The organism is Streptomyces sp. NPDC001858 (assembly GCF_053594615.1).
Genome location: NZ_JBSFEV010000009.1, coordinates 190,677 through 206,454, shown reverse-complemented (window position 1 = coordinate 206,454; position 15,778 = coordinate 190,677). Strand labels below are relative to the sequence as shown.

Here is a 15,778-nt window from a genome sequence, read left to right as displayed (position 1 = left end):
GAACCGCTGACCGAGCGCGGCGTAGCCGGGGTCATTTGACTGATGCTGCGGCCCTGGGCGACCACACAGAATCAAAGGGTGAGAAACGACAGCCGCAGTGTGACCGCGTGCCGGATGCCGGTGCGCATGGTCCTCGCCGAGGACGTGGTCCTGCCCATGACGCTCGATCTGCGCTACGACATCGCCGACCCGTATGCGGTGTCCATGACGTTTCACCTGTGCACGGACGACACCGTCCGGTGGGTGGTCGGCCGGGATCTCCTCCTGGCCGGACAGCACAGGCTCACCGGTGCGGGCGACGTCCAGGTCTGGCCGTCGGACCGTTCAGGCGCGGGCGAGGTGCACATCGCCCTCGCCCCGTACTCGCGACGCGAGGCGGTGACCGTGACAGCCCCGGCGCAAGGTCTCGACACCTTCCTGCGGCAGACGCTCGAACTGGTGCCCGTAGGCACCGAGGAATGCCACCTGGACATGGACGGAACCGTCCACCGACTCATGAGCGGCTCCGGCAGGCCCCGCCGATAGGGACCACCGACAGTCACCACCGACAGTCACCACCGATAGGGCCCGCGGGCACGAACACAGGCTAGGCCTGTCTCGATTTGTCATCGTACGGATCGGATTGCCCTGACTTGCGCGCTCTCTCCCCCGATGAATCCACCGCAGCAGAGCAACGGAGACCAAAGGATCATGTCCCTCGAATCGTCCGCCCCGTCCGGCGACTCCCTCGACACGGCTGTTTCCGTCTTCGTGGAGCAGCGAAGGCGGCTCTTCGGGATCGCCTATCGCATGCTCGGCAGCGTGACCGAGGCCGAGGATTTGGTCCAGGAGGTGTGGCTACGGTGGCAGACAACCGACCGCTCCGTGGTGACCAACCCGGCGGCCTTCCTGTCGAAGATCACGACCCACCTGGCCATCAACGTCGCTCAGTCGGCGCGCATGCGCCGGGAGACCTATGTCGGACCGTGGCTTCCGGAGCCCATCGACACCAGCGCCGACCCGGAGGCGGGAGCGCAGCGCGGGGAGGCCGTGGAGCTGGCTCTGCTGCTGGTGCTGGAGAGACTCAGCCCCGTCGAGCGCGCCGCGTACGTCCTGCGTGAGGCGTTCGACTACTCCTACGCCGCGATCGCCGAGATCCTCGACCTGAGTCAGGTCAACGCGCGGAAGATCGTGAGTCGGTCCCGCCGGCATCTGCTGAACGAGCCGCGGGAGGAGGTGGACGCGGCCGAGCACCGGCGTCTCTTCAGCGCCTTCGTCTCGGCGGCTCAGCATGGTGATGTCGCGGCGCTGGAAGCCCTGCTCGTCCCCGGTGCCGCGCCGCTCTCCGACGTCGACGACATGCCGGGCCGTGCCCGCGTACCCGTCGCTGGGCCGTGACCGGGGGGCCAGGCCCGTCGACCTGCCGTTCTCACACCGCCTCAGGCCCAGCCCCGGACGGCGCGCGACCGTGACGGCGTGACCCCACCGCCGTCTCCACCACCGCCGTCTCCACCGCCGTCGTCAGCTGCCGTCGTCAGCTGCCGGCCGAACGCCACGGACCACCGGGGGCGCGGTTCCAGGACCGGAGCTTGTCGGGATTGAGTGTGACCCACACCTGGGCGACCCGACCGTCGAGGACGTCCAGGCTGATCACGGCGACGACCTGTCGGCCGTATCGGGCCACGAGGCCGGTGCGGCCGTTGATGGAGTGCGTGGTCAGGCTGGTGCGCGGGTCGTCGGACAGAAGCGCCGACAGACCGTCGGCCACCGGCCCGCTGCCGTGGACCGGCCCGGTCGGCACCCGTATCTTGCCGCCCCCGTCGAAGAACGCGACGACGTCCGGGCACAACAGCGACGACAGCGCCTCGCAGTCCTGCGCGCCGCAGGCCCCCAGCACCGCCCGGGCGACCGCATCCTGCTGCTCCGGTGTCGTCGGCGGTGCGCGCCGAATCCGCAGCCACTGCCTGGCCCGGTCGGTGAGCTCTGCGATGTCCGCCTCCGTGCGGCCCACGACCGTCGCGACCGTGCCAGGAGCCCTCCCGGAGTCGAGCATGAACGACGCCCGCTCCTCCGGCGACAGCGACTTCAGCGTGTCCAGCACGATCCGGCCGGCCTCCTCCGCCACGCCGGTCGGCAGTGTCCGGTGGTGCTCCTCGTGCCCGGCAGCGCCCCGGCCGGACTGTGCGAGCCGGTTCAGACAGATGGCTCCGGCGGTCTTCGCCAGCCATGACCGGGGAACGGCGACGGTCCGACGCTCGGCGGCCGGGAGCTGGTACCACCGGAGGTAGGTCTCCTCGACGACCCGCTCCGCCGCGGCCTGGCTGCCCAGCATCCAATGCGCGACGTCCAGCAGGAACCGACGTTCCTCCAGCAGGTCCGCGATCGGCACCCCGTCGTCCCGGTCCATCCGGCATCCTCCCTCTCACACCGCCCACACCGACGCCGTCGGCCTGCGATTCCACCCGTTCGACAGGAACCTCACGGCCTTTGTGACATGGCCTTATCACGCCGGACCGATCAGCGTCCGCACCGCGGCGTCGACGAGCGACCACCGAAGTCGCCGTCGCGCAGCCGTCGCGCAGCCATCGCATCGCCGTCGCATCGCCGTCGCCGTCAGCCTTCCCCTTCATCCCGCTGAGGCTTCCTGGGGCCCGCTCGGAGTCGAGGCTGCCCGAAATCGCCGCAGACTCACCATATTTAGAGTCGTCATAGAGTCATTCGACTGATGGTTGAATCGCAGGGGTGTGCGAGAGGCCGCAGCTCACGGGTAGCGTGTGCGGTGTAATGGCTGTTATCGGAGGAAGCTCCAGATGTTGACCCCAATGCCTGCGATGATCGGCCGGGACGAGGAGCTGCGCAGGCTGCGCACGCTGCTGACGGACACGGCGGTCGGGCAGGGCAGCGCACTGCTGGTCCACGGCACCGCCGGCGTCGGCAAGTCGACTCTGCTGCGCACGATCGGCGCCGACGCTACCGACGGCGGTTTCAGGGTGCTGCGCACGTCCGGAGTGGAGACCGAGCAGTGGCTGCCGTTCGCCGCGCTGCAGCTGTTGCTGCAACCGGCCACCCGCAGCGTCAAGGACCTGCCGGTCCCGCACCGGAAGGCGCTGAGCGACGCGTTCGACGGCACGGAGAACGAGCCCCATATCTTCCGGGTCGGACTGGCCGTGCTCGAACTCCTCGCCGACGCGGCCGAGCGGCAGCCGCTCCTGCTGATCGTCGACGATCTGCAGTGGATCGACGCGTCCAGCCGGGACGTGCTCAGGTTCGTCGCACGGCGCACCCACGACCTCGCGATCCTGGTCATCGCCGCCTCCCGGATCCTTCCCCCCGACTCATATCGCCCGACCATCCAGCAGGACCTCCATCTGGAACCGCTCGGCCGGACGGCCGCCGCCGAGCTGCTCGACGCCGGCTCGCCCGACCTGCCGGCGCCGGTGCGGGCGCTCATCCTGGAGCGCGCCGCAGGCAATGCGCTGGCCCTGGTCGAGCTGCCCAAGGCGGTGCAGGGCATCCCCGCGCAGGTGGACGACCTGCCGCTGACCCAGCGGCTGGAGGCCGCGTTCGCCGCGCGCACCGACTCGGCGACCCAGGCGTGCCGCACGTTCCTCCTGGCTCTGGCCGCCGAGCCGACCGCACCGCTGAACCGGCTGCTGGACGTGTCGGGGCGCCTGTGCGGCTCGGCGGTGTCCGTGGAGGCGGTGCAGGAGGCGGTCGACGCGGGCCTGGTCACCCTGGTCGGCTTCGTCCCCGAGTTCCGGCATCCGCTGATGCGCTCGGCGATCTACACCCGCGCCACGCTCGCCGAACGGCTGGCCACCCACCGCGCCCTCGCGGCGGTGATGGCCGACATGCCCGAGCGCCGGCTCGCCCATCAGGCCGCCGCCGCGATCGGCCCGGACGAGGAACTGGCCGCCCAGCTGGAACGTTTCGCCGACGAGGCGCAGGCCCGGGGCAAGGTGGCGGCGGCCGTCCCGGCGCTGCGCCAGGCGGCCGACCTCGTCCTCGACCCGCAGCGCCGGACCGGCATCCTGGTCCGGGCCGCCGAGCTGGCCGGTGCGATCAACGACCGCGTCAACGTCCAGATGCTGCTGGACAGCGCCGACATGAGCGCGCTCGGACCGGTGGAACGGGCCCGCCTCCTGGTCGTGTCCGACAAGGCCGCGTTCGAACCGGGCGAGCCGCAGCGACGGATCCAGGACATGGTCACGGCGGCGGAAGAAGCGTTCGACGCGGGGGCCGAAGACGTCGCCGAGGACCTGCTGTGGCGTGCCTCCGCACGGTGCTTCTTCCAGGACGGCGACGCAGAGGTGCGCGCCCGGACCACAGCCGAACTGGACCGGTGGAAGCCCGATCCGGACGCCCCCCACGTGCTGATGGTGCGGGCGCTCGCCGAACCGTTCCGGCACGGGGCCGACATACTCGCGCGGCTCGACGCCCGCAGCCCGGAGCACGAGCACGGCCGGACTCCGTATTTCCTCGGCCTCAGCGCGATGGGCATCGGGGACGCCGACCGCGCCTCCCGGTACCTGGCGCTGGCGGCGACGACGTGGCGGTCGCAGGGCGCGATCGGGCTGCTCGCCCGCACCCTCGCCGCCTGCTGGACACGGCTGTACCTCGGTCAGCTCGACCAGGCTCGCGAGGAGTCCGCCGAGGGGCTGGCCATGGCCGAGGACACCGGGGAGTGGATCGTCTGGCTGGGCCTGAAGTCGACGGCCGGCATGGTGGCGGCGCTGCGCGGAGACGCCGAGGACGCAGCGCGGACGGTCCGCGAACTGCGCGCCCACAGCCTGTTCCCCGGCATGCCGTTCGCCGCCGCGATCGCGCAGCAGATCACCGGCCTGCTCGCTCTCTTCGACGGCCACGCAGCGGAGGCCTACACCATTCTCGCGCGCGCGTTCGATCCGGCGGACCCGCACTACCACTCCGAGCGTCGCTGGCTGCTCGCACCGGACCTGGTGGACGCCGCGGTGGCCGCGGGCACCCTGGAGCAGGCCCGGGAACTGCTGGTCGACCTGCCCGAGCTGGCCGAGCGACTGCCCTCGGAAATGATGGTGGCCGCGCACGCCTACACCGACGCGGTGCTGGCTCCCGACGACACCGCCGAGGAGCGCTACGCCGCGGCGCTCACCGCGCTGCCGGCCGGCTGGACGCCGGCGCGTGCCCGGCTGCACCTGCACCACGGCCGCTGGCTGCGCCGGCAACGCCGCAACGTGGACGCCCGCACCCCGCTGCGACTGGCCCGCGACGCGTTCGACCGGATCGGCGCGCAGCCCTGGGCCGAGATGGCCCGCGAGCAACTGCGCGCCACCGGCGAGTCCAGCGGCCGACGGCAGGCGAACACCCGCGAGCAGTTGTCGGCCCAGGAAATGCAGATCGCCGAGCTGGCGGCACAGGGGCTGACCAACCGGGAGATCGGCCAGCGCCTGTTCATCTCCCACCGCACCGTCGGAGCCCACCTCTACCGGATCTACCCCCGCCTGGGCATCACCAGCCGCGGCAAACTCCCCGCCGCCCTGGCCGCCCTCCACGAAGAAAACCCGCCGGCCGACGCCTCTGCCGACCCGGAATGAACGACAGCTCCGTCGCCCACCTCGCCGTCATCCCACCCAGAAGCCCCGCCACTCCCGGCGGGGCTTCTCCACCGTGAACGCATGCCCTTTTCACGGCGACATAGATGGATCTCCAGCGATGGCGACGACCACCGATCCCGACCCCTCGGCCAGATAGTCGTGTCCCGGAACATAGTCCACATGAAGATGGCCGCCCCCAGCCGCATCCGCATCCGAAGCGAAGCCTTCGATGTTGTCGGCGAGGAGAGCCAAAGCCTCCGGTCCACCTCTGATATCGAGAGATTCGCTGTCTCCGGAGGACGAGATCAGGATCTTCCCGCTGGCCAGTTGAAATCTCATCCACGACAACGACCTGCTGTAGGGGAACGGATCAGAGACCTTCTCGAGGGAGATCTCTCCCTGCCCCGTCCGCAACTCCCGCCCCAGGGCAAGCAGTTCGGAGCGGGTTCCGGAGAGCTCCAACTCCCCGGTCGAGTCCCCGCGCAAGACCTTCACCACGACGCCTCCGACTGCCGCCTACGGCTCCCCGAGCCATCGGTCGCGACGCTCATGAACTGGACTCCACCGCCACCGAACCACACCACCCTCGCCCGCCGCGCCAGGACGGGCCAGCACCCCGCCCAGCGCGACCTGGGGTCGATCAAGGAAAAGCAAAAGCCCCAGGTCACGGCGAGTGAGTCCCAGGGCTTCTACAGAGCCGCCTTCGGGATTCGAACCCGAGACCTACGCATTACGAGTGCGTTGCTCTGGCCATCTGAGCTAAGGCGGCGCGCTGTCCGCACTATGGTGCGATCAGCAACGTCGGTAAGTCTACACAGTTTCGAGGGGTGCTCCGCACCAGCTCCGGGGGCCGGGTGCGCGGGGCCGGCGGCGGGGCTATGAGCAGCGCTTTCCCTTCGTCGGAGGGGTCCCGCGGAGCAGGTACGCGTCGATCGCCGCGTCGATGCAGTCGCTGCCCCGGCCGTAGGCCGTGTGGCCGTCGCCCTCGTAGGTGAGGAGGCGGGCCGAGCTGAGCTGGGCGGCGAGGGAGCGGGCCCAGCGGTACGGCGTGGCCGGGTCGCGGGTGGTGCCGACGACGACGATCGGGGCGGCGCCCTTCGCCTCGATGCGGCGCGGCTGACCCGTGGCCCTGACCGGCCAGTACGCGCAGTTCAGGGAGGCCCAGGCGAGGCCCTCGCCGAAGACCGGGGAGGCCTTCTCGAACGACGGCAGCGCCTTCTTCACCTGATCCGGGGTGTCGAAGGCCGCGGGAAGGTCGAGGCAGTTCACGGCCGCGTTGGCGGCCATCAGGTTGGCGTAGCGGCCCTCGGCGTCCCGCTCGTAGTAGCTGTCGGAGAGGACGAGCAGGCCCGAGCCGTCGTTCTGCTTCATCGCCGAGTTCAGCGCCTCGCGCAACTGCTCCCACGTGCTCTCGTCGTACATCGCCGCGATCACGCCGGTGGTGGCGAGGGCCTCGCCGAGGCTGCGGCCGTCGGGGTCGCCGGCCGGGATCGGCCGCCGGTCGACCTTCGCGAAGAAGGCCTTGAGGTTCTCGCCGACCTTGGCGGGAGCGGTGCCCTTCCCGCCGAGCGGGCAGTCGGGCTGCCGTACGCAGTCCTTCGCGAAGGACTGGAACGCCGTCTCGAACCCGGCCGTCTGGTCCAGGTTCAGCCGGCGCGCGGGCAGCGACGGGTCCATCGCGCCGTCCAGGACGAGCCGACCCGCCCGGTCCGGGAAGAGCCCCGCGTACGTCGCCCCGAGCAGCGTCCCGTAGGACGCACCCACGTACGTGAGCTTCCCGTCGCCCAGGACCGCACGCAGGATGTCCATGTCACGGGCCGCCTCCACGGTGGAGACGTGCCGCAGCAGCCGCGCCGAGTGCGCCCCGCAGCTCTCCGCGAACTCCTTGTACGCGTCGACGAGTTCGCCGGTCTCGCGCTGGTCGTCGGGGGTGGTGTCCGTCTGCGTGTACGCGTCCATCGCGCGCCCGTCGAGGCACTCCACCGGCTCGCTGCGGGCCACGCCGCGCGGGTCGACGGCGACCATGTCGTAGCGGGCGCGGACCTCTGCGGGGTAGCCGATGCCGGCGTACTGCTGCAGGTAGGCGACCGCGGAACCGCCCGGGCCGCCCGGGTTCACCAGCAGGGAGCCGAGCCGCTTGCCCGGTCCCGTCGCCTTCTTGCGGGCGACCGCGAGCCGGACGTCGCCCGCGCCCGGCTCGGCGTAGTCGAGCGGCGCCTTCATCGTGGCGCAGTCGAAGCCGGGGACACCGCAGTCGCGCCAGCTCAGCTTCTGCCCGTAGTACGGCGAGAGCGCCGACGGCGTGGCCTGCGGCAGCGCGGCGAGCGCCGCCATCGCCGTCGAACCGGCGGAGCTCGACGACGCCTCGGCGGAGCAGCCGGAGACGAGGCAGCCGGAGACGAGCAGCGCGGCGAGCGACAGGAAAGCGACGCCGGTACGCGACCTGCGAGACCGGTGGGACCTGCGGAGAGAACGCCTGGTGTGCATCAAGCGAGCGTAACTCTGCGCAACGACATGAACGCCGTCCGTACCGGAAGTGCCACGGACGAGCGACCCCGTCAACCCACGGGCATCGACGTCACCCGTCACCCCGCTCTGAGGGCCATCGTCATCGCCTCGACCGCCAGCAGCGGGGCCACATTGCGGTCGAGGGCCTGTCTGCACGCGGCGATGGCCTCGATGCGGCGGAGAGTGGCCTCGGGGCTGCCGCCGCGGGCGAGCCGCTCCAGCGCGTCCTCGGCGTCCGTGTTGGCGAGGGCGATGCGGGAGCCGAGCTGGAGGGCGAGGACGTCGCGGTAGAAGGCGGTCAGGTCGGTCAGCGCAAGGTCGAGGCTGTCGCGCTGCGTACGCGTGCGCCGGCGCTTCTGCATGTCCTCCAGGTCCTTCATCACGCCCGCCGTGCCGCGCGGCATCCGGCCGCCCTGGACCGCGCCCAGCGCCGTCTTCAGCTCCTCGGTCTCCTTGCCGTCCCGCTCCTCCGCGAGCTGCCGGGCGTCCTCGGTGGCCGCGTCGACCAGCTCCTGGGCCGCTCTGAGGCAGCCGCCGACGTCGTCGACGCGCAGGGGCAGCTTCAGCACGGCCGCGCGGCGCTCGCGCGCGGCGGGGTCGGTGGCCAGGCGTCGGGCCCGGTCGACGTGCCCCTGCGTGGCCCGGGCGGCGGCCGCGGCGACGGCCGGCTCGATGCCCTCGCGCCGTACGAGCATGTCGGCGACGGCGTCCACCGAGGGCGTGCGCAGGTTCAGGTGCCGGCAGCGGGAGCGGATCGTCGGCAGCACGTCCTCCAGGGAGGGCGCGCAGAGCAGCCACACCGTGCGCGGGGCGGGCTCCTCGACCGCCTTCAGGACGGCGTTGGCCGACTTCTCGTTCAGCCGCTCGGCGTCCTCCACGAGGATGATCTGCCAACGGCCCGTGGCGGGCGAGGTGTACGACTTGCGGACCGTGTCCCGCATGTCCTCGGCGAGGATCTGCGAACCGACCGCGGCGACGGTGCTGACGTCCGCGTGCGTGCCGATGAGCGCCGTATGGCAGCCGTCGCAGAACCCGCAGCCCGGGACGCCGCCGAGCGCCCGGTCCGGGCTCACGCACTGCAGGGCGGCGGCGAAGGCGCGCGCCACCTGGCTGCGGCCGGCGCCGGGCGGGCCGGTGAACAGCCAGGCGTGCGTCATCTTCGACGCCTCCGGCGGCGGGGTGCCGGAGGTGGCCGCGGTGACGAGCGCATCGGCGTCCCGAGCGGCAGCGGCCAGCTGCCCACTCACCTTCTCCTGCCCGACGAGGTCGTCCCACACGGTCATGCGTCACGCCGCCCTTTCGTCACGTTTCGCGCTGCGGGTTCCATTGTGCGCGGAGCCACTGACAATCGGGCCATTGCCCGTTGCCCATTGCCCCCTGGCCTTCTGGCCCTCTGGCCTTCCGGCCCTCTGGTCGGGAACCCCCGCCAGGCCGCTCAGCCGCGCCCGCCCCGACCGTGGCCCTCGTCGTGCTCGTCCTCGTCCCCGCCGCGCGGGCCCAGGAGCTCGTCCGCCAGCGACGGCAGATCGTCCAGCGGGGTCTCCTCGGCCCAGTCCGGCCGCGGCCGGACTGGGCCGGGCGCCCCGGCCTCGTCGACCTGCGGCAGCTCGCGCGTACGGTCGGCGCTCCCGCCCTGTTCGTCCCAGCGGTCCACCCCGTCCCGCCCGTCCTGCCCGTCCTGGCCGTTCCGCTCGTCGCGGAAGTAGCCCGGCGGCACCCGGTCCAAGGGGTCCTCGTCCCGGACCGGAGGCAGTACGGCCGTCTCCTCCTCGGGGCTCTGCGCGCGTACCGGCGGCAGCACCGCCGTCTCGTCCGCGGCGCCCGCCGGCAGCGGAGGCTGCGGCAGCTCCGCCGTCACCTCGGCGTCGGCCGAGGGCTGCTCGGGGTCCTTGTCCATCCGGATCCGTGGCTCCTTGTCCATCCGGATCCGTGGCAGCACGGCCGTCTCGTCCACCGACGCGACCGGTGCGACCGGCGCGGTCTGCGGAGTCACGACCGGCGTCGGCACGGTGGTCGCCTCCGCGGGCGCGGCCACCGGAGTCGAGGCCGCCGTGGGGCGGGGGGCCGGCCTCGGGCCGACCTGCGCCGCGGCAGCGGCCTGCTCCGCCGCGCGCCGGGCCTGCTCGGCCCGCACCAACGCCTCCTCGGCCTTCTGCTGCTTCTCCAGGCGCCGGGCCTCGGCCTCGGCGCGCAGCCGGGCCTCCTCCTCGGCCTGCCTGCGACGCCGCTCCTCCTCCGCCTTGCGGCGGACCTCCTCCTCGGCGCGGGCTTTCTCCTCCGCGAGGAGCCGGACCCGCTCCTCCTCGGCACGCCTGCGTGCCTCCTCGGCGCGCAGCCGCGCCTCCTCGGCCTGCCGTTCGGCCTCGCGCCGCTGCGCCTCCTCCAGCTCGCGCCGCTTGCGCTCCTCCTCCTCGGCACGCAGCTTGGCGAGTTGCTCCTCGCGCTCGCGCTCCAGGCGCTCCTCCTCCGCCTTGCGGGCGGCCTCTTCCTCGGCCTTGCGGCGGGCCTCCTCCTCGGCCTTCTTGCGCGCCTCCTCCTGGGCCTTGATCTCGGCCTCGGACAGGGGCAGCAGCTGGTCGAGCCGGTGCCGGACGACGGCCGTGACGGCCTCGGGCTCCTGGGCCGCGTCGACGACCAGATAGCGGCCCGCGTCGGCGGCGGCGAGGGTGAGGAAACCGGAGCGCACGCGTGCGTGGAACTCCGCGGGCTCCGACTCCAGCCGGTCCGGCGCCTCCGTGAAGCGCTCACGGGCGGCCTCCGGGGAGACGTCCAGCAGGACCGTGAGATGCGGCACCAGGCCGTTCGTCGCCCAGCGGGAGATCCGCGCGATCTCGGTCGGGGACAGGTCGCGGCCCGCGCCCTGGTAGGCCACGGACGAGTCGACGTACCGGTCGGTGATCACCACCGCGCCGCGCTCCAGGGCGGGCCGTACGACCGTGTCGACGTGCTCCGCGCGGTCCGCCGCGTACAGCAGCGCCTCCGCGCGGTGCGAGAGCCCGGCGCTGGACACGTCCAGCAGGATCGAGCGCAGCCGCTTGCCCACGGGAGTGGCCCCCGGCTCGCGCGTCAGGACGACCTCGTGACCCTTCGCCCTGATCCACTCGGCGAGCGCCTCGGCCTGGGTGGACTTGCCGGCGCCGTCACCGCCCTCCAGGGCGATGAAGAAACCGGTCCCGGCCCGGGCCGTCACCGGGTCGTCACCGCCCAGCAGCGCGTCCCGCAGATCCTGCCGCAGGGGCACGCCGGAGCGGTCGTCGACCTTGGCGAGCACCAGGGCGGCCACCGGCAGCAGCAGCGCCCCGACCAGCATCAGGGTGAACGCGGCGCCGCCGTGCGCGAACACGAACTTGCCGTTCTCCAGCCGGTGCGGGCCGATGAGCGCCGCGACCAGCGGGGCGATCACCGCGCCCAGCGCCACCATCACCCGCACGACCGCGTGCAGATGCTCCGTGGTGCGCGTCCTGCGGTGCTCCTCGGTCTCCTGGTCGAGCAGCGCGTGCCCGGTGTTGGCGGCGACGCCCGCGCCGACGCCCGCCAGGGCCACGATCAGAAGCACGCTGGTGACGTCCGGGACCAGCCCGGCGGCCAGCAGCGCCACGCCGGTGAAGGCGATGGCCAGCGCGAGCAGTCGGCGCCGCGACAGCGACACCAGCACCTTCGGCGCGGTACGGACGCCGACGACGACCCCGCCGGTCAGCCCGAGCACGAGCAGCCCGTACAGCACCGGGCCGCCGCCCAGGTCCTTGGCGTGCAGCACGGCCACGGCGACGGAGGCGGCGATCGCCCCGGCGACGGCGGCGCAGGCGAGGACCAGCAGCGGGATCGCACCCGTGCGGCCCGCCTCGACACCGGTGGCGGTCCTGGGACGGCGCAGTCCTTCGAGCGGCGACCGCGCGCGCGGGGCGCGCACGGCGGGCAGCTCCAGGAACGTCACGATGGACAGCGATCCGGCGAAGAGCCCGCCGGCGACGTACGAGGCGAGGGCCGCCTGGTGCTGGCCGAACCAGTCGATCCCGGCGCCCAGAAGATTGTTGAACAATGCCGCGGCGACCAGCGTGGCCGCGCCCAGCGGGATCGCCACGAAGCCGGTGCGCAGCGACAGCCGGCGCAGGGCGTCCATGTGGTCCGGCAGCGGCCGCACGGTCGCGCCCTCCAGGGGCGGGGCGGGCAGCAGGGTCGGGGCCGCGCTCTCGCGGGCGACCGTCCAGAACCGTTCGGCGACTCCGGTCACGAACACGGTGACGAGCAGCAGGGCCAGTGCGTCGTCCGGCGTCCAGTCGATCCACAGGGGCGCGACGATCAGCAGCGCGGCGCGCAGCCCGTCCGCGCCGACCATGGTCCAGCGGCGGTCGAGCGGGCCGTCCGGCGAGGTCAGCGACGTCAGCGGGCCGAGCAGGACGGCGCCGAAGAGCACGGTGGCCAGAATGCGCACCCCGAAGACGATCGCCACGGCGAACGCCACGCCCCGGTAGCCGCCTCCGAAGGAGCCCTCGGCGATGGCCGTCTGGAGGACGAGGAGGACGAACACCAGGAGTGCGAGGGCGTCTCCCACACCGCTCACCAGCTGCGCGCTCCAGAGCCGCTTGAGCTGCGGCTCACGCAACAGTGCGCGCACTGCGCGCTCGCGGGAGTCCGCCACCAGGGCGTCGTCCGGGGCCGGGTGGTGGGCCGTTGGCTGCTCGGCTCGCGTCATGCTTTCAGCCTATCGGCCGCGACTGACAGCCTGTGGCCGCCGTCCGCACGTACGACCGCCCCGACACCAAAGTGATGCCGGGGCGTTCGTTCGGCGAACCCGCCGTGAAGGAACCGTGTCCGACGGGTCAGTCGTCCGACGGAGACGTCAGTCGTCCGACGGAGACGCTGCGGCCTTCTTGGCGACTGTCTTCTTCGCGACCGTCTTCTTCGCGGTCGTCGTCTTGGCGGCGGTCTTCTTGGCCGCCGTCTTCTTCGCCGGGGCGGCCTTCTTCGCCGTCGTCGCCTTCTTCGCGGGCGCCCTCTTGGCCGTCTTCTTGGCCGGCGTCTTGGCGCGCTTCTCCGCGAGCAGCTCGTAGCCGCGCTCCGGGGTGATCTCCTCGACGCTGTCGCCGGAGCGCAGGGTCGCGTTGCTCTCGCCGTCGGTGACGTACGGCCCGAAGCGGCCGTCCTTGACGACGACCGGCTTTCCGCTGACCGGGTCCGTGCCCAGCTCCTTCAGCGGCGGCTTGGCGGCGGCCCGGCCCCGCTGCTTGGGCTGGGAGTAGATCTCCAGCGCCTCTTCGAGGGTGATCGTGAAGAGCTGGTCCTCGGTCTGCAGCGACCGCGAGTCCGTGCCCTTCTTCAGGTACGGGCCGTAGCGGCCGTTCTGCGCGGTGATCTCCACGCCTTCGGCGTCCTTGCCGACGACCCTGGGCAGGGACATCAGCTTGAGGGCCTCCGCCAGCGTCACCGTGTCCGGCGACATCGACTTGAACAGCGAGGCTGTACGCGGCTTGACGGCGTTCTTGCCGGTCTTCGGGGTGCCCTCGGGGAGCACCTCGGTGACGTACGGGCCGTAGCGGCCGTCCCTGGCGATGATCTGGTGGCCGGACTCCGGGTCGGCGCCCAGCTCGAAGTCGCCGCTCGGCTTGGCGAGCAGCTCCTCGGAGAGCTCGACGGACAGCTCGTCGGGCGCGAGGTCGTCGGGGATGTCCGCGCGCTGGTGGCCCTCGGAGTCCTTCTCGCCGCGCTCGATGTAGGGGCCGTAGCGGCCGACCCGCAGCACGATGCCGTTGCCCACGGGGAACGACGACACCTCGCGGGCGTCGATCGCGCCCAGGTCGGTCACCAGCTCCTTGAGGCCGCCGAGGTGGTCCCCGTCGCCGTTGCCGGCGTCGGCGGCGGAGGTGCTGTCCGGCGTCGTCTCGCCGAAGTAGAACCGCTTGAGCCACGGCACGGACTGCGCCTCACCGCGCGCGATGCGGTCGAGGTCGTCCTCCATCTTGGCGGTGAAGTCGTAGTCGACGAGCCGCCCGAAGTGCTTCTCCAGGAGGTTGACCACGGCGAAGGACAGGAAGGACGGGACGAGCGCCGTGCCCTTCTTGAAGACGTAGCCGCGGTCGAGGATCGTGCCGATGATCGACGCGTACGTCGACGGGCGGCCGATCTCGCGCTCTTCGAGCTCCTTGACCAGGCTGGCCTCGGTGTAGCGGGCCGGGGGCTTGGTGGCGTGCCCGTCGACCGTGATCTCCTCGGCGGACAGCGCGTCGCCCTCGCCGACCTGGGGCAGGCGGCGCTCGCGGTCGTCCAGCTCGGCGTTCGGGTCGTCGGCGCCTTCGACGTAGGCCTTGAGGAAGCCGTGGAAGGTGATCGTCTTGCCGGAGGCGCTGAACTCGACGTCCCGGCCGTCGGCGGCCGCGCCGGCGATCTTCACCGTGACGCTGTTGCCGACCGCATCCTTCATCTGGGAGGCGACCGTCCGCTTCCAGATCAGCTCGTAGAGCTTGAATTGGTCGCCGGTCAGTCCGGTCTCGGCAGGCGTGCGGAAACGATCACCCGAGGGGCGGATCGCCTCGTGCGCCTCCTGCGCGTTCTTGACCTTCCCGGCGTACGTCCGCGGCTGGGCCGGCAGGTAGTCGGCGCCGTACAGCTGCGTGACCTGGGCGCGGGCGGCGGTGATCGCCGTCTCGCTCAGCGTCGTGGAGTCGGTACGCATGTAGGTGATGAAGCCGTTCTCGTACAGCTTCTGCGCCACCTGCATGGTGGCCTTCGCGCCGAAGCCGAGCTTGCGGCTCGCCTCCTGCTGCAGCGTCGTCGTACGGAACGGGGCGTACGGCGAGCGGCGGTAGGGCTTGGACTCGACGGAGCGGACGGCGAACCGCGTGTTCTCCAGGGCGGCGGCCAGGGCGCGGGCGTTCGCCTCGTCGAGGTGGAGGATGTTCGCGCTCTTGAGTTGTCCCACCGAGTCGAAGTCGCGGCCCTGCGCGACTCGCCTGCCGTCGACGGCCTGAAGGCGGGCGACCAGCGACGACGGGTCCGACGGGTCACCGGCTCGGCCGGTCGAGAAAGTGCCCGTCAGGTCCCAGTACTCAGCAGAACGAAACGCGATGCGCTCGCGTTCCCGCTCGACGACGAGCCGGGTGGCGACGGACTGGACGCGGCCGGCCGACAGGCGCGGCATGACCTTCTTCCACAGGACCGGCGAGACCTCGTAGCCGTAGAGGCGGTCGAGGATGCGGCGGGTCTCCTGGGCGTCGACGAGCTTCTGGTTGAGCTGGCGCGGGTTGGCGACGGCGGCCTGGATCGCGGCCTTGGTGATCTCATGGAAGACCATCCGCTTGACCGGGACCTTGGGCTTCAGCACCTCCTGGAGGTGCCATGCGATGGCCTCGCCCTCGCGGTCCTCATCGGTGGCGAGGAAGAGCTCGTCGGAGTCCCGCAGCAGGTCCTTGAGCTTCTTGACCTGCGCCCTTTTGTCGGCGTTGACGACATAGATCGGCTGGAAGTCGTGTTCGACGTCCACTCCGAGGCGGCGGACCTCACCCGTGTACTGGTCCGGCACCTCCGCGGCGCCGTTGGGAAGGTCGCGGATGTGCCCGACGCTGGCCTCGACGATGTAGCCGGGGCCGAGGTAACCCTTGATCGTCTTCGCCTTGGCAGGCGACTCGACGATCACGAGTCGGCGGCCGCCCTTCGCGGTCTCGCTGGTCGGGGACAACTTCGCTCTTCTCTCCGGTCGACTCTGGGGCCTCCCCAGGCCTTGC

The 15,778-nt window shown here is 71.9% G+C and carries 8 protein-coding genes, 1 tRNA gene and 1 pseudogene; 3 read left to right on the top strand and 7 right to left on the bottom strand.

Features of this window, described 5'->3' with window-relative positions:
- Window positions 1–78 precede the first annotated feature (78 nt).
- Window positions 79–525 carry an SsgA family sporulation/cell division regulator gene (locus ACWCPF_RS16030; protein WP_451045625.1) on the top strand — a complete coding sequence of 149 codons (447 nt, stop codon included), beginning with the start codon at window positions 79–81 and terminating at the stop codon, window positions 523–525.
- 165 nt (window positions 526–690) lie between these two features.
- A pseudogene (locus tag ACWCPF_RS16025) lies at window positions 691–1,371 on the top strand (sigma-70 family RNA polymerase sigma factor); the annotation flags it as partial.
- A gap of 142 nt (window positions 1,372–1,513) precedes the next feature.
- Here ACWCPF_RS16025 and ACWCPF_RS16020 read toward each other — a convergent pair.
- Window positions 1,514–2,386, bottom strand: coding sequence for a sigma factor (locus tag ACWCPF_RS16020; protein WP_451045624.1), 873 nt, complete (start codon window positions 2,384–2,386; stop codon window positions 1,514–1,516).
- 415 nt (window positions 2,387–2,801) lie between these two features.
- On the opposite strand from ACWCPF_RS16020, the gene ACWCPF_RS16015 reads away from it, so the two are divergent.
- Window positions 2,802–5,552: an ATP-binding protein gene (locus ACWCPF_RS16015; RefSeq protein WP_451045623.1), complete on the top strand. Its 2,751-nt coding sequence runs from the start codon at window positions 2,802–2,804 to the stop codon at window positions 5,550–5,552.
- Between the two features lie 90 nt (window positions 5,553–5,642).
- On the opposite strand, the gene ACWCPF_RS16010 is transcribed toward ACWCPF_RS16015, so the two are convergent.
- From ACWCPF_RS16010 to topA, 6 genes are all read right to left on the bottom strand, one after another.
- Window positions 5,643–6,050, bottom strand: coding sequence for an Imm32 family immunity protein (locus ACWCPF_RS16010; RefSeq protein ID WP_451045622.1), 408 nt, complete (start codon window positions 6,048–6,050; stop codon window positions 5,643–5,645).
- A gap of 197 nt (window positions 6,051–6,247) precedes the next feature.
- Window positions 6,248–6,321, bottom strand: a tRNA-Thr gene (locus ACWCPF_RS16005).
- Window positions 6,322–6,428: 107 nt separating this feature from the next.
- Complete coding sequence (locus ACWCPF_RS16000) at window positions 6,429–8,039, bottom strand: alpha/beta hydrolase (RefSeq protein ID WP_451045621.1); 1,611 nt, start codon at window positions 8,037–8,039, stop codon at window positions 6,429–6,431.
- Window positions 8,040–8,137: 98 nt separating this feature from the next.
- A complete protein-coding gene (locus ACWCPF_RS15995; protein ID WP_451045620.1) occupies window positions 8,138–9,343 on the bottom strand; it encodes a DNA polymerase III subunit delta' in 1,206 nt (401 codons plus the stop codon).
- Between the two features lie 152 nt (window positions 9,344–9,495).
- The gene (tmk, locus tag ACWCPF_RS15990; RefSeq protein WP_451045619.1) at window positions 9,496–12,753 is read right to left on the bottom strand and encodes a dTMP kinase; all 3,258 of its coding nucleotides are present in this window, start codon (window positions 12,751–12,753) and stop codon (window positions 9,496–9,498) included.
- A gap of 147 nt (window positions 12,754–12,900) precedes the next feature.
- A complete protein-coding gene (gene topA / locus ACWCPF_RS15985; RefSeq protein ID WP_451045618.1) occupies window positions 12,901–15,732 on the bottom strand; it encodes a type I DNA topoisomerase in 2,832 nt (943 codons plus the stop codon).
- Window positions 15,733–15,778: the final 46 nt, after the last annotated feature.